General features: G+C 72.7%; 11 protein-coding genes. 5 read left to right on the top strand and 6 right to left on the bottom strand.

The annotated features are described in order from the left end of the window. Positions 1 to 6: 6 nt before the first annotated feature. Positions 7 to 579, bottom strand: coding sequence for a TetR/AcrR family transcriptional regulator (locus KY5_RS04245; RefSeq protein ID WP_234362608.1), 573 nt, complete (start codon positions 577 to 579; stop codon positions 7 to 9). A 176-nt stretch (positions 580 to 755) separates the two neighbouring features. Here KY5_RS04245 and KY5_RS04240 point away from each other — a divergent pair, with 176 nt between their 5' ends. From KY5_RS04240 to KY5_RS04230, 3 genes are read left to right on the top strand one after another with little or no spacing between them, the layout of a single operon-like run. Further along, on the top strand, positions 756 to 1,049 hold the full coding sequence (locus tag KY5_RS04240; RefSeq protein WP_098240917.1) for an SHOCT domain-containing protein: 294 nt from the start codon (positions 756 to 758) through the stop codon (positions 1,047 to 1,049). Continuing rightward, positions 1,046 to 1,876 (top strand): ABC transporter ATP-binding protein, encoded by an 831-nt coding sequence (locus KY5_RS04235; RefSeq protein ID WP_234362607.1) that lies wholly within the window; start codon positions 1,046 to 1,048, stop codon positions 1,874 to 1,876. Before KY5_RS04240 ends, KY5_RS04235 begins: the two co-directional genes overlap by 4 nt. After that, complete coding sequence (locus KY5_RS04230; RefSeq protein ID WP_098240916.1) at positions 1,873 to 4,443, top strand: ABC transporter permease; 2,571 nt, start codon at positions 1,873 to 1,875, stop codon at positions 4,441 to 4,443. The genes KY5_RS04235 and KY5_RS04230 overlap by 4 nt, the downstream gene beginning before the upstream one ends. 77 nt (positions 4,444 to 4,520) lie before the next feature. On the opposite strand, the gene KY5_RS04225 is transcribed toward KY5_RS04230, so the two are convergent. Continuing rightward, the gene (locus KY5_RS04225; RefSeq protein WP_098240915.1) at positions 4,521 to 5,021 is read right to left on the bottom strand and encodes an ATP-binding protein; all 501 of its coding nucleotides are present in this window, start codon (positions 5,019 to 5,021) and stop codon (positions 4,521 to 4,523) included. Positions 5,022 to 5,218: 197 nt separating this feature from the next. After that, on the bottom strand, positions 5,219 to 5,548 hold the full coding sequence (locus KY5_RS04220; RefSeq protein WP_098240914.1) for a hypothetical protein: 330 nt from the start codon (positions 5,546 to 5,548) through the stop codon (positions 5,219 to 5,221). A gap of 348 nt (positions 5,549 to 5,896) precedes the next feature. Here KY5_RS04220 and KY5_RS04215 point away from each other — a divergent pair, with 348 nt between their 5' ends. Then, positions 5,897 to 7,006, top strand: a complete 1,110-nt coding sequence (locus KY5_RS04215; RefSeq protein ID WP_098240913.1) for a PLP-dependent cysteine synthase family protein — start codon at positions 5,897 to 5,899, stop codon at positions 7,004 to 7,006. Between the two features lie 21 nt (positions 7,007 to 7,027). On the opposite strand, the gene KY5_RS04210 is transcribed toward KY5_RS04215, so the two are convergent. Continuing rightward, positions 7,028 to 7,507 carry an SRPBCC family protein gene (locus KY5_RS04210; RefSeq protein WP_098240912.1) on the bottom strand — a complete coding sequence of 160 codons (480 nt, stop codon included), beginning with the start codon at positions 7,505 to 7,507 and terminating at the stop codon, positions 7,028 to 7,030. Between the two features lie 110 nt (positions 7,508 to 7,617). Further along, a complete protein-coding gene (locus tag KY5_RS04205) occupies positions 7,618 to 8,523 on the bottom strand; it encodes a DeoR/GlpR family DNA-binding transcription regulator (protein ID WP_234362606.1) in 906 nt (301 codons plus the stop codon). Positions 8,524 to 8,803: 280 nt separating this feature from the next. On the opposite strand from KY5_RS04205, the gene KY5_RS04200 reads away from it, so the two are divergent. Continuing rightward, the gene (locus tag KY5_RS04200; RefSeq protein WP_234363138.1) at positions 8,804 to 11,098 is read left to right on the top strand and encodes a hypothetical protein; all 2,295 of its coding nucleotides are present in this window, start codon (positions 8,804 to 8,806) and stop codon (positions 11,096 to 11,098) included. Here the strand turns inward: KY5_RS04200 and KY5_RS04195 are convergent. Continuing rightward, positions 11,058 to 13,463, bottom strand: coding sequence for a right-handed parallel beta-helix repeat-containing protein (locus KY5_RS04195; protein ID WP_098240910.1), 2,406 nt, complete (start codon positions 13,461 to 13,463; stop codon positions 11,058 to 11,060). The two genes, KY5_RS04200 and KY5_RS04195, sit on opposite strands and share 41 nt — an antisense overlap. Between the last annotated feature and the right edge of the window lie 135 nt (positions 13,464 to 13,598).

Below are 13,598 nucleotides of genomic sequence, written 5' to 3'. Positions count from 1 at the left end.
GAGGGGTCAGGTCGTGGTGCGGCGAGCGGTCGTGAGCAGCGCGAGCAGGCCGCGCACCGCCGTGTCGAACGCGGCGGGTGAGCCCGAGGAGCGGGCCAGGACGTAGCCGCCCTGCACCGTCGCGACGATCGCCGAAGCGGTCTCCCGAGGGTCGAGCGCGTTCGTGAACTCGCCCTGTGCGCACCCCTCTTGGACGATTCCGGCGAGCCGGTCGCGCAGCCAGTCGAGGGTCTCCGTGACGGGCGCGCGCAGTTCGTCGCTCGCGATGACGTCGGGGTCCATCGTGAGCCTGCCGACCGGGCAGCCCCGCAGCACGTCGCGCTCGCGCAGCAAGTACGCCGCCACGCGCTCGTACGCCGAACCGGGCCCGGCGAGCACGGCCTCCGCGGTGGCCCGCATCTCCTCGGCCGTGCGCCGGATCGCGGTGAGCGCCAGATCCGGCTTCCCCGCGAAGTGGTGGTACATGCTGCCCTGCCCCGCGCCCGCGTGCTGCTGGATGGCCTTGGGGCTCGTGCCCACGTAGCCGCGCTCCCACAGGAGCTCGCGGGTGGCTTCGATCAGTCGCTCCGGAGTGCTCATGAGGACACTGTACATACTAGTAGGTACAGAAGTCGCCCCTCGGGGGAGCAGGCGCGAGATCCCTGCGTACTCCCGGGGTGGTACGCGGGGTGCCGCTGCCCGTACGACGACGTGGGGGCACCCGCGGAGCGACCTTGGAGGCGTCGCGGAAACCGCTCTAGAGGAGATGACTTCAGATGCAGACCCTGGCGCAATGGGACGGCGGGCCTGGCCCGTGGATCCTCTTCTTCCCGCTGATCTGGGCGGCCGTCGTGGTCGGCGCCGTCACCCTGCTCCGCCGCACCGTGTGGCGCGGGCGCCGTGGCCCCTTCCGGGCCATGGGGCGTCCGACGGGCGTCGAGGAGCACTCGCCCATCGCCGTGCTCGGCCGTCGTTTCGCCTTCGGTGAGATCGACGAGGACGAGTACTGGCGCCGACTGACCGTCCTGAACGAGGAGTTCGGCCGCACCTCCAAGGGTGGCGCGGCATGAGCGCCTCGAACGGACAGGTCGCGGGTGCCGTGCGCACCGACGCCGCCCGCGTGAGCGGCGCCGTGAAGGTCTACGGCAGCGGCGACACCGCCGTACGGGCCCTGGACGGAGTGGACGTCGGCTTTCCCGCCGGACGTTTCACCGCCATCATGGGCCCGTCGGGCTCGGGCAAGTCGACCCTGATGCACTGCGCGGCCGGGCTCGACACGCTCACCTCGGGCGCCGCGTTCATCGGCGACACGGAGCTCGGAGCGCTTGACGACCGGCGCCTCACGCTTCTGCGCCGCGACCGGATCGGCTTCGTCTTCCAAGCCTTCAACCTGGTGCCGACGCTGACCGTCGCCGAGAACATCACCCTGCCCATGGACCTCGCGGGCACCCGCGGTGACCGCGAGTGGACCGAGGCCCTGATCGACGTCGTCGGCCTCCGCGACCGCCTGCACCACAGGCCCGCCGAGCTCTCCGGCGGACAGCAGCAACGCGTCGCCGTGGCGCGGGCGTTCGCCGGACAGCCCGACGTCGTCTTCGCCGACGAACCCACCGGGAACCTGGACTCGCGCGCGGGCGAGGAGGTCCTCGGACTCCTCGGCCGCGCCGTGCGCGGGATGGGCCGCACCGTCGTCATGGTCACCCACGACCCGGTGGCGGCCGCCCACGCCGACGAGGTCGTCTTCCTTGCCGACGGGCGGCTCATGGACCGGATGGAGTCCCCGACGGCGGACCGGGTCCTCGACCGGCTCAAGGCGTTCGACACGAAATCCGCCGCCAGGAGCGGCACGTCCGCCACGATGCCCGCCGCCAGGAGCACGGAAGGAACCAGGCCATGAGCTCCCTCGGCGCCTCCGCGCGCATCAGCCTGTCGTCTCTGCGCGGCCACAAGCGCCGCTTCGCCGGTACGTTCCTGGCGGTCATGCTCGGCGTCGCCTTCCTGGCGGGCACCCTCGTCATGGGCGACACCCTGCGCGCCAGCTTCGACACGATGTTCGGTAACGCGACCAGCGGCACCGACGCGGTCGTGCGCGGCGCGGACACCATCACCACCCCCGACGACAGCCAGGGCACCCGCAAGCCCGTGAGCACCTCCCTGGTCGACAAGATCGAGCGGACCGACGGCGTCGCGGCCGCGGCACCGAACATCCAGGGCGCGGGCCAGCTGCTCGGCAAGGACGGCGAGCCCATCGGCGGTCAGGGCCCGCCCACGCTGGCGGGCAACTGGATCGGCGACGCGCGGCTGAACCCGTATCAACTCGCCTCGGGCCGCGCCCCCGTCGCCCCCGGCGAGGTCGTGATCAACCGCGGTGCCGCCGAGTCCGGGGACCTGAAGATCGGCGACACGACCACCCTGCGCACGCCCGACCCCGTCCGCGTGAAGATCGTGGGACTCGCGACCTTCGGCGGCGAGGACGGCATGGCGCAGACCACCTTCACCGGCATGACACGGGCCGACGCGGAGAAGTACCTGACGCCGAAGCCCGGCGAGGCCGCGACCATCCAGGTGCGGGCGGACCCCGGCGTGAGCGAGCGGGAACTCGTGGACGCGCTGACTCCCGTACTGCCCAAGGGAGTCGAGGCCATCACGGGCGAGGAATCGGCGGCGGAGAACACGGAGAACGTCTCCGGCCAGTTCCTCTCCCTGTTCACCAGCTTCCTGCTGGTGTTCTCCGGAGTCGCCCTGCTCGTGGCGACCTTCAGCATCCACAACACCTTCGCCATCGTCGTCGCCCAGCGCACCCGAGAGAACGCGCTGCTCCGCGCGCTCGGCGCATCGCGCCGCCAGGTCACCGCGTCGACCCTCGTCGAGGCGAGCGCGGTCGCCGTGGTCGCGTCGGCCGCGGGTCTCGCGGGCGGCATCGGGATCGCGGCCGCTCTCCAGGCGCTCTTCCCCGCCATCGGATTCCCCTTTCCCGAGGGCGACTTGGTGATCAGCGCGCTCTCCATGCTGCTGCCGCTCGCCGTCGGCGTCGTGGTCTGCGTCGGCTCCGCGCTGCTGCCCGCCGTACGGGCCGGGCGCACCGCGCCCCTGGCCGCGCTGCGGGAGACCGCGGTGGACCACTCCGGGGCCTCGCGGGGGAGGGCCTTGGTGGGCGCGGTCCTCGCGCTGGTGGCCGTCGGCCTCGCCCTGACCGGTGTCCTCGTCAGCCCCTCGGTGTGGCTGGCGGGCGCGGGCGCCGTCCTCGCCCTCGTGGCGTTCGTGGTGCTCGGCCCCGTCGCGTCCTCGCGGGCGGTACGGATCATCGGCGGGCCCCTCGACCGGCTCCGCGGTGTCACGGGCGGGCTCGCCAGGCGCAACGCCCTGCGCAGCCCCAAGCGGACCGCCGCCACCGCGAGCGCCCTGATGATCGGCGTCGCCGTCGTCTCCCTGTTCACGGTCTTCGGCGCCTCGCTGAAGGCGACCATGGACCAGACCGTGAACCGCTCCTTCGCGGGCGACATCGCGATCAGCACCCCGGGATTCGGCGCGGGAGGCAGTGGTCTGAGCCCCAAGCTGGCCCCCGCGCTCGCCGAACGGCCCGAGGTGGCGACCGCCGTCGGCCTCGGCAAGGGCGCCGCGGAGGTCGAAGGACAGGGCCGCGCCCTGACCGTCACCGACCCCGTCCCCTTCGCGAAGTCCTTCGACCTCGGCAAGGTCGACGGATCTCTCGACGCGCTCGGCGATCACGGCATCGCGATCACCCGCGCCGAGGCCGACAAGCAGGACCTGAAGGTCGGCTCCCAGGCTCAACTGGCGTTCGCCGACGGCACGAAGGACACCTTCACGGTGCGCGCGGTCTTCGGGCGCTCCGAACTCGCGGGCGACTACGTCATCAGCAGGCAGGCATGGGCCCCCCACCGCGCACAGGACGCCGACAGCCTCGTCTCCGTGACGTTCAAGGACGGCGTGAGCACGGCCGAGGGGAAGGCGGCGATCGCCAAGACCGCGCAGGCGTACGGCAATCCGGACGTGCAGACCCGAAGCGAGTACGCGCGGTCCGCGGCCGGTGGCATCGACATGATGCTCACCCTCGTCTACGCGCTGCTCGCCCTCGCCGTGCTCATCGCCCTGCTCGGCATCGCCAACACGCTGACCCTCGCGGTCCACGAACGCACCCGCGAACTGGGCCTGTTGCGAGCCGTCGGCCAGACCAGGGCGCAGCTGCGGGCCATGGTCCGCTGGGAGTCGGTGCTGGTCGCCGCGTTCGGCACGGCGGGCGGTATCGCGCTCGGCGGCTTCCTCGGCTGGGTGCTCGTCAAGGCGTCCGACGGCGCGACCGAGAGCGCCTTCGCGTTCGCGCTCCCGCCGACGCGGCTCGCGGTGGTCGCCCTGGTGGGCCTGGCCGCGGGAGCCTTGGCGGGCCTGCGTCCCGCTCGGCGGGCCGCGCGCCTCGACGTGCTGCGGGCCATCGCCACCGAGTGACGCCCGCGCCTCCAGCGGCGTACGGAGAGCGGCGTACGCACGAGGAGGGATCCGTGTGGTGGACGGTCACCGCCCGGTCAGCCGGCAACGGCCGACCGGGCGGGAGCATGTTCCACCGCCGGCCGGGCGGGAGCACGTTCCACCGCGCCGTAGCCGGGATAGGCGGGCAGCGCCACCGCGGGGGAGGGGGCGGGCAGGGTGAACCAGACGATCTTTCCCGCCTCGCCCTGCGGACGCACGCCCCAGCTCTCGCTCACCGCCGCGACCATCGCGAGCCCGCGGCCACAGGTGGCGAAGGGCTCCGCGTCGCGCAGCTGGGGCAGCCGGGGATCGTGGTCGTGCACGGACACCGTGAGGCGGTCGAGCAGCAGCTCGATCTCCACCGTGCACACCTTGTCCGGCTCGGCGTGCCGGTGGACGTTGGTGAGCAGCTCGGTCACGCCGAGGGCTGCCTGGTCTATCAAGGGATCGAGATGCCAGTAGCGCAACTGCGCAGAGACGATTCTGCGGACCTGGCCGATCCGCGACGGCAGGGCTTGCAGCTCTACCGTGCAATGCCTGCTTGGCTGGCTGATCACGGCTGCGACTCCCCGAATTGAGGTCCGGAAGAAGACGACGTTCGGATCCAGCAGGGGGCCGCGTGGTCTGCCGCCTGCTGTACGGCCGGCGGGCTGGTTCGCAGCGTCATCGCCGGTAAACCCAGAGTGATGTTGTGAGACCAGAGTGACCCAGGGGGTGCGGGCGTGCAACTCGCGCGAGGGTGCCGCGGGCCCGCTCAGCCTCGCGGCCGGTGACCGGCGGCCTTGCGTACGGCGTCGAGGAAACCGCGGACCGTAGGCGGTCCGCCCTCGCCCGGGGCCGGTTCGTGCTCGCCGAGGGTGAGGAGATAACGCCTGCCGTTCACATCGGCGAGGGCCCTGTCGTCCGCGGCGAACCACGGCTTGCCCGTGCGCACCGCCTGCACCGGCGCGCTGTCGATCTCCGTGCCGTAGCTGGTGAGCAACTCCAGCCTGCCGTCCGTGATCCGGACCTGTCCCGCCCGGGTGAGGGAGCGCAAGCGCCGCCCGATCCGCACGCCCGTGGCCGTGAACTCCGGCTCCGCCATGACGCTCCGCCCCCTTGTGCGCTTCGGTGAATCGCGTCGATCGCTTCGATCGGGACGGGCGTCCCGCTGCGTCGCAGTCTGCACGCACCCGGCGTCGAGCACCAGTACGCATGACGACGTCACGCCAGGTCGAAGAGACCTTTGCCGAGGCTACTCCTGACCTTTGCCCCGTCACTGCGCCAGCAGTGCCTTTGAGGTGCTCAAAGGTGTGTTTATGCAGGTGAGGAGCGTGCGGAGGGTGTTTAAGATCGAGGTGTACGGCCGCGTCGAATCGCGTCCGGCACGACGCGAAGGAGTCCCGCGGTGAGCACCCCAAGCACCCCACAACCCGTCCGAGCCGACGAACCGATGCCCACGCTCGACGTGGACCACTCCGACGCCGAGTACCGTGCCTGGCTGAAAGAAGCCGTCCGCAAGGTCCAGGCCGACGCCAACCGCTCGGCCGACACCCACCTGCTGCGCTTCCCGCTGCCCGAACAGTGGGGCATCGACCTGTACCTCAAGGACGAGTCCACCCACCCCACCGGCAGCCTCAAGCACCGCCTCGCCCGTTCGCTCTTCCTCTACGGCCTGTGCAACGGCTGGATCCGGCCCGGGCGCCCCGTCATCGAGGCGTCCAGCGGCTCGACGGCCGTCTCCGAGGCCTACTTCGCCAAGCTGATCGGCGTGCCCTTCATCGCGGTGATGCCGCGCACGACCAGCGCCGAGAAGTGCCGACTGATCGAATTCCACGGCGGCCGGTGCCACTTCGTGGACGACTCGCGCATGATGTACGCCGAGTCGGCCGCCCTCGCCGTCGAGACCGGCGGCCACTACATGGACCAGTTCACGTACGCGGAACGGGCCACCGACTGGCGCGGCAACAACAACATCGCCGAATCGATGTTCCAGCAGCTGACGTTGGAGCGCTATCCCGATCCCGCCTGGATCGTCGCCACGGCGGGCACCGGCGGCACCTCGGCGACCATCGCGCGCTACGTGCACTACAACCAGCACGACACCCGCATCTGCGTCGCCGACCCGGAGAACTCCTGCTTCTTCGACGGCTGGACCAAGAACGACCCGGACGCGACGAGCGACTGCGGATCGCGCATCGAGGGCATCGGGCGGCCCCGCATGGAGCCGAGCTTCGTGCCCGGCGCGATCGACCGCATGATGAAGGTGCCGGACGCGGCGTCCGTCGCCGCCGTGCGCGCCCTGGAGCAGGCCATCGGCCGCAAGGCGGGCGGCTCCACCGGCACGGGCCTGTGGAGCGCCCTGAAGATCGTCGCCGAGATGGTGGCGGCGGGCCGCACCGGCAGCGTCGTCACCCTGATCTGCGACGGCGGGGACCGCTATCTGGACAAGTACTACTCGGACGCGTGGCTGGCCGAACAGGGCCTGGACATCGCACCGTACGGGCAAGCGATCGAGACACTGCTCGCGACCGGGGCGTGGCCCGGGCCCGAGCCCGCATAGGGAGGTGCCCCCGGCGGGTCCCTACGCCCCGGCCGCCGCGAGCCGCCGGTCGAGCGCCGTGACCGCGTCGCGGAACGCCCGGCCGAGACCCGCGCGGCCGAGCTTGAGCGTGCCCCGGAACACGGCCGTCCCGTCCGCGGCGAACGTCCACTGCACGCGGGTGCCGGGTCCTGCCGGGGTGAGCCGCCACTCCTCGACGAGGGCGCGCAGCCCCGGCGCGTTCGACTCGTCGATGCGGTAGGCGTACCGCTCGGGGCCCTCGGCCACGAGGATCGACTCCTGGAAGCGGGTGCCGCCCTTGAGGTGCACCTCCCGGCCCTTGCCGCCGTCGGTGGGCCTGCACAGGGTGACCGCGGTGAACCACCGCGGCCAGTCGGTCACCTCGTCGGCGAGCGCGCGGTAGACGACCTCGGGGGACGCCCGTACCTCGCGTGCGAAGACCAGACGCAGCGGAGCGGACTCTATGAACTCCAGCCCCACAGGGCTCAGTTGGCGTGCCATCGAACGCTGACCCCCAGCGGAATAGGGCGGTGACCCGGCATCGTCACCATAGCTGGCGGCCCATCAGATGTCTGCGGGGGCCCGGCCCTTACCGGACGGGGGCCCGGCCCTTACAGGTCCGCCGTGGGTTCGGCCGGTTCGGTCGCTCCGGCCGGGCTCGCCCCGCCCGTCGCGTCCTCGGCGTCATAGGCGCCGACCGTGCCCTCCGGCTCGCCCGCGACCACGAGGCGGTGCAGGTGCTCGGAGATCTCCGTCCGCGCGTCCGCGGGCAGCCCCGCGTCCGTCACCAGCGTGTCGACCTGGGTGAGCGTGGCGAACGAACTCAGGCCCACCGTGCCCCACTTGGTGTGGTCGGCGACCACGATGACGCGCCGCGCCGACTGCACGAGGCGCCGGTTGGTCTCCGCCTCCGCGAGGTTCGGCGTCGAGAGACCGGCCTCCGGCGATATGCCGTGCACACCGAGGAACAGGACGTCGAAGTGGAGCGCGCCGATGGCCTGGTCGGCCACCGGGCCCACCAGCGAGTCCGAAGGGGTGCGCACGCCACCGGTGAGGACGACCGTCGCCGCGCCCTGGCGCTGGCCGGAGCTGCGCTGCGCGGAGTGGAACACGTCCGCGACCCGCACCGAGTTGGTGACCACCGTCAGATCCGGCACGTCGAGGAGGTGGTGGGCGAGTGCGTACGTCGTCGTGCCGCCGGAGAGCGCGATCGCCGTGCCCGGCGACACCAGGGACGCCGCGGTTCGCGCGATGTCCTCCTTGGCGGTGAGTTCGAGGCCCGACTTGGCCTCGAAGCCCGGCTCGTGCGTGCTCGCCTCGACCACGGGCACCGCGCCGCCGTGCACCTTCTCCAGGACCCCCTGGCGGGCGAGCGCGTCGAGGTCACGGCGGACCGTCATGTCCGAGACGCCGAGCTTCCGGGTGAGTTCGTTGACACGGACACCGCCGCGACGGCGCACCTCGTCGAGGATGAGGGCACGGCGCTGCTCGGCGAGGAGGTTCTGATTCTCGCTCAATCCCGGTCCGGCCCTTCCGCCTCGTCACGCCCCTCGCGCCCGTCCGGCGCGCTGCCTCATCCTCGCACGCGGCACCGACACCCGTGCCACCGCCCGGAGGGCGCGCACGGCCGGAACGGGGAGATTCCGTGACGGCCGATGCGCCGGGGCCCGCGAGCCGGGATCCTGGTCCCCTGACACCACGCATCTCGGGGGAAGCCGAACAGTGGAGCGTGCGACGCAGGACGAGACCGCCCTGGAACTCCTGGTCCATGGAGTCGGGGGAACGACACCGGAAGAGATGCTCGGCGACCCGCGGACCGTGCGGGTCTCCGGCGACGAGACGGCGGCCGTCTTCCGCCGCACGGAGGACGCCGACGCCGAGCGGCGCCCCGACGACTACCGGGGCAAACCCGTGCCCGAGGCGTACGTCTGGTGCAACCTCACCTCGGGCAACGGCTCGCGCGCCCTGTGGCTCCTGCTGCTGCCCTTCATGGTGGTCAACCTCGCGCACTGGATGCGCCCCACATCCCGCCACCGCAAGCGCCTCGTGCGCACCTACGGCCTCCTGGTCCGCCTCACGGGCCTCACCCTCACCGTGCTGCTCGTCGCCGCGGCCTGCGAGGTCGCGCTCGATCTGACGGCCTGGCAGTGCGCGGGCACGCCGCGGTGCACCGAAGGCCGCTCCTGGCTCGGCTTCCTGTCGGCCGACGCCTCCGGGCACGGCGGCTGGTGGTCCCAGCCAGGGCGCCGCCTCGCCCTCGCCGCGCTCGTGCCCGCCGCGCTCACCGGCCTGCTCTGGTACCTCTCGCACCGCACCTGGAGCGCGTACGAGTCCCAGCAGCCGCTGCCCCACCAGGCCGACCCGGAGGAGGAGACCAGCCGCACCGCGCTCGGCAGGCCCGGCTTCTGGTACGGCCGCAGGCTGGTGGCCCGGCTGCGCGCGGCCCACACGGCCGCCGGGTTCCTCACCGTCGCCGCGGCGGTCGGCGCCCCGGCCGCCCGCCACGACCGGCGCCCCGGCGGCCCCGGCCTGCTCGACTCCCTCGGCTGGCTCCTGAACTTCACCATGATGCTCGGCGGCGTCGTTGTGGTGTGGGTGGTGTGCCGCAGGGGGCGCAGCGAGAACAAGCTCGACCGCCGTCTCGACACGTCGCTCGTGCGCTGGCTCCCGGTGAGCGCGCTCACACAGCTCGTACTCGTCCTGCTCTACGCCGGGTGGTCGCGCCCCGGCTGGCGCTCCGTGGGAAGGCTGCCGGGCGACGCGACGTTCGGTGGCATCGCGCTCGTGCAGGGCATCCTGGTCCTCGCCCTCGCGGGGGCGGCGTACTTCCTGTTCCGCACGTCGCCCGACTCCCGCACCGCCATCCGCGGCTTCGGCGGCCCCGCCGTCGCCATGCTGGCCTGCGCGCTCGGCGGCGTGATGTCCGGCGGCGGCGCCCAGCGCGTCGCCGACTGGCTGGACGGCGGGGGCTCGCCGGGCGCGGGCGGCACCATCGACGGACCGCCGGTCCTGCTCACTTGGCAGGCTTCCGTGATCCCGCCGCTCCTGATCGTCGTCGCGCTGCTCTGCGCCTGGTTCGGCATCCGTACGCTGCGGCTCAAGCGCCGCGAGATGGAGAGGGTGGGCCTCGACTACCCGGACGAGGCGGAGCGCGAGGACTCCGAGCGCACCCGCCGCATCGCGAGCAAACGCGCGCGTGCCACCCTCACCGACCGCGCCCCCGTGCTCGTCGGCATCATCTCCGCGGTGACGCTGCTGCTCGGCGCGGGCGCCCTCACCGGCGCGTTGCTGACGGAGAAGGTGCCGGGCAAGGCCGCGCAGGGCCAGCCCGACGTGGTGGCGGCGGCCGCGCAGACCGCGCAGGCACTCGGCTCCTGGCTGATCGGTCTCGGCTTCATACTCTTCGTCACCTGGGGACGCCGCGCCTACCGCGACCCGTCGGCCCGCCGCACCATCGGCATCCTCTGGGACGTCGGCACCTTCTGGCCGCGCGCGGCCCACCCCTTCGCCCCGCCCTGCTACGCCGAGCGCGCGGTGCCCGACCTGACCTGGCGCATGGCCGCCTGGACACGCTCCACGGGCGGCAGGCTCGTCCTCTCCGGGCACTCCCAGGGCAGCGTCCTGGCCGCGGCCGCCGCCTGGCAGCTGCGCCCCTCGGTCCGCAGACGCGTCGCCCTGCTCACCTACGGCTCGCCCCTGGAGCGGCTCTACGGCCGCTGGTTCCCCGCCCACTTCGGTCCCGCGGCCCTCACCTCACTGCACCGCGAGGTCGACTGCTGGCGCAATCTGTACCGCGCCACGGACCCGATCGGCGGCCCCGTACGCCTGCCCGGCGAATGCGGCCCGCAGGTCGACCGCGACGCCCTCAAGGACCCGCTCGCCTACGGCCGTACGGAGGCGCACCCGCTGCCCGCGCCGATCCTCGGCCACGGCGAGTACCAGGCCGACCCGGCCTTCGCGGAGGAACGCGCCAAGCTGCTCGCCCGCCTGAAGCACAGCGTTCCGCCGCCCCGGCCGCCGGGCGCGGGCGCCCCGCGGGCTCAGGAAACCGTCACACCAGCTCCGGCAGATCCTCCGGATACAGCAGGGTGAGATCGTCCGTGCTCGGCTCGCCCACCTGGGCGACCCGTCCCGCGTGCCGCTCCACCATCGCCTCGAAGGTCTGCCGCGCGGTGCGGCCGTTGCCGAAAGCGGGCCCCTTCGGGAGCGCGGTGAAGTACTTCAGGAGCGCCTCGGACGTACCCGTGCCCAGGCGGTACTCGTGCTCGTCGGCCTGCTGCTCCACGATCCGGAGGAGTTCCTCGGGCAGGTAGTCGCTGAAGGTGATGGTCCGCGAGAAACGGGACGCCACACCGGGGTTGACCGAGAGGAAGCGCCGCATCTCCTCGGTGTACCCCGCGACGATCACCACCACGGCCTCGCGGTGGTCCTCCATCAGCTTCACCAGCGTGTCGATGGCCTCGCGGCCGAAGTCGCGCCCGGAGTCCTCGGGCGAGAGCGCGTACGCCTCGTCGATGAACAGGACACCGCCGCGCGCCCGGTCGAAGGCCTCCTGCGTACGGATCGCCGTCGAGCCGATGTGCTCGCCGACCAGGTCGACACGGGACACCTCGACCAGGTGGCCGCTCTCCAGGACGCCGAGCGAGGCCAGGATCTCGCCGTAGAGCCGCGCGACGGTGGTCTTGCCCGTGCCGGGGGAGCCGGTGAAGACCAGATGGCGCCGGACCGACGCGGCCTTGAGCCCGGCCTGCTGCCTGCGCCTGCCCACCTCGATCATGTCGGTGAGGGCGCGCACCTCGCGCTTGACGCTGTCCAGACCGACCAGGGCGTCGAGTTCGCCGAGCACCTCCTTGGAAGCACGGGCGGCAGGCTCGGGCGCCGGTGGCTGCGGGGCCTGCTGGGCGGGCACGGAGCCGAGCAGCCCGACGGTCTGCGTGGCCGTCTGCACGGCGGGCGTCTCCTGCGCGGCGGTCGTCGGCGTCCGCAGGCCACCGCTCTCGTCGCTCGTGCAGTCCTCGACCAGCGGCCCCTCCTCCGAGAACTCGAAGCCGCCGCGCGCGCACCGTTCCGTACGGCACTTGCGCAGCGTCGTACGGCATCCGTCGATGACGTGGAAGCCGTACCCGCCGCTGCCGGAGACCCGGCAGCCGTGGAAGGTGCCCCGGCCGCCCGCGGAGACGTAGAAGCCCGCCTCGGCGGGCGAGTCGACGGTGCAGCGCTCCAGGGTGGGGTCCGCGCCCTTGGTGACGATCACGCCGGTCTGCACGCTGTCGACCGTGCAGTTCGCCAGCGTGCCGCCGCTGCCGTGGTCGCGGAACCACGCGCCCGTGGCGGCCTCGCGGATGCGGCAGTCGTCGAGCTGCGCCGTCGCGCCGTCGCTCACCGACACCGCCGTGTTGCGCACCTGGGACAGGTCGCTGTCGACGACGTCGGCGCGCGAGCCCCGGTCGAGGACGAACAGGGCGTCGGGCACGTCGTGCACCCGGCAGGACTCCAGGACGGCGGTCGCGCCGTCGCTGACCCACACCGCCGGATAGTCGCCCGTACTGTCGTGGATCTCGCACTGGTTGGCGTCCACGCGCGTGCCGGGGTCCCACACGGAGAGGCCGTTGCGCCCGAACTGCCGGACCGTGGACCGGGTCAGCGTGAGCACCGAGCGCGAGCGCAGGTCGATCGCGTTCTCCGGGATGTCGTGGATGCGGCAGTCGGCGAGGGTCAGCACGGCGTCCGTGTCGAGCGTGACGCCGTCGGACGTGGTGCGGTGCACGTCGCAGTCGGTCAGGTGCGCCGTCGCGCGCCCGGTGATCTGCACCCCGGTGCCCTTGACCTCGTACACCTCGCAGCCGATGGCCTCCAGGCCGGTGTGCTCACCGGTCGCCGAGAGCCCCGCGCCCGACGCGTGGTGCACGCGGCAGCGCTCCAGACGGGGGTGCGCGCCGCCGCGCACCGCGACACCGGACTGGCCCGCCGCGACGATCTCGCACTCCTCGTAGACGCCGCCGCCCCCGTCGAGCACGGCGATGCCGATGCCGCCGGGGTTGTCGACGGTGCAGCGGCGCACGGTCGGGCGCGCGCCGCCGCGGACCTCGATCCCGGCCGCGGAGCGCGTCACGACACGGATGTCGGTGAGCTCGGGGGCGCCGTCCTCGACGAGCAGCGCGGGCGCGGAGGAGTCCTGGCCCTCGATGTGCAGGTCCTGGACGAGCGCGGAGGCACGGACGGTGAGCGGTACTCCCTCGGAGGGCGCGATGCGCACGGAGCCGGGGGAGCCCTCCGGGCCGCGCAGGGTCACCGCACGCTGGATGACGAGGTTCTCGCGGTAGGTGCCCGCGTTGACGGTCAGTACGTCTCCGTCGCTCGCGGCCTCCAAGGCAGCGGCGAGCGATGCGTATTCGCCGGTGCGGCGCCGCCACCGCGACGTGCCGGTGTGCGTCACCTGGACCGTGCCCTGTGCCATGGAGTTGCTCTGCCCCCACCTCGTCGTACGCGGGATCTCGCGTCGATGGCCGCGTCGTGCGGTGTCGATGCGCGAGGAGCCGAAGACTTCGGCCGGTCCACCGTAGCGCGCGCGGGCAGGGCGAGTTGACCCGAT

The organism is Streptomyces formicae (assembly GCF_002556545.1).
In the GTDB taxonomy this organism is placed as follows: Bacteria; Actinomycetota; Actinomycetes; order Streptomycetales; family Streptomycetaceae; genus Streptomyces; species Streptomyces formicae_A.
Note: the sequence above shows the minus strand (reverse complement) of the source record. Positions and strands in the feature narration are given on the sequence as shown.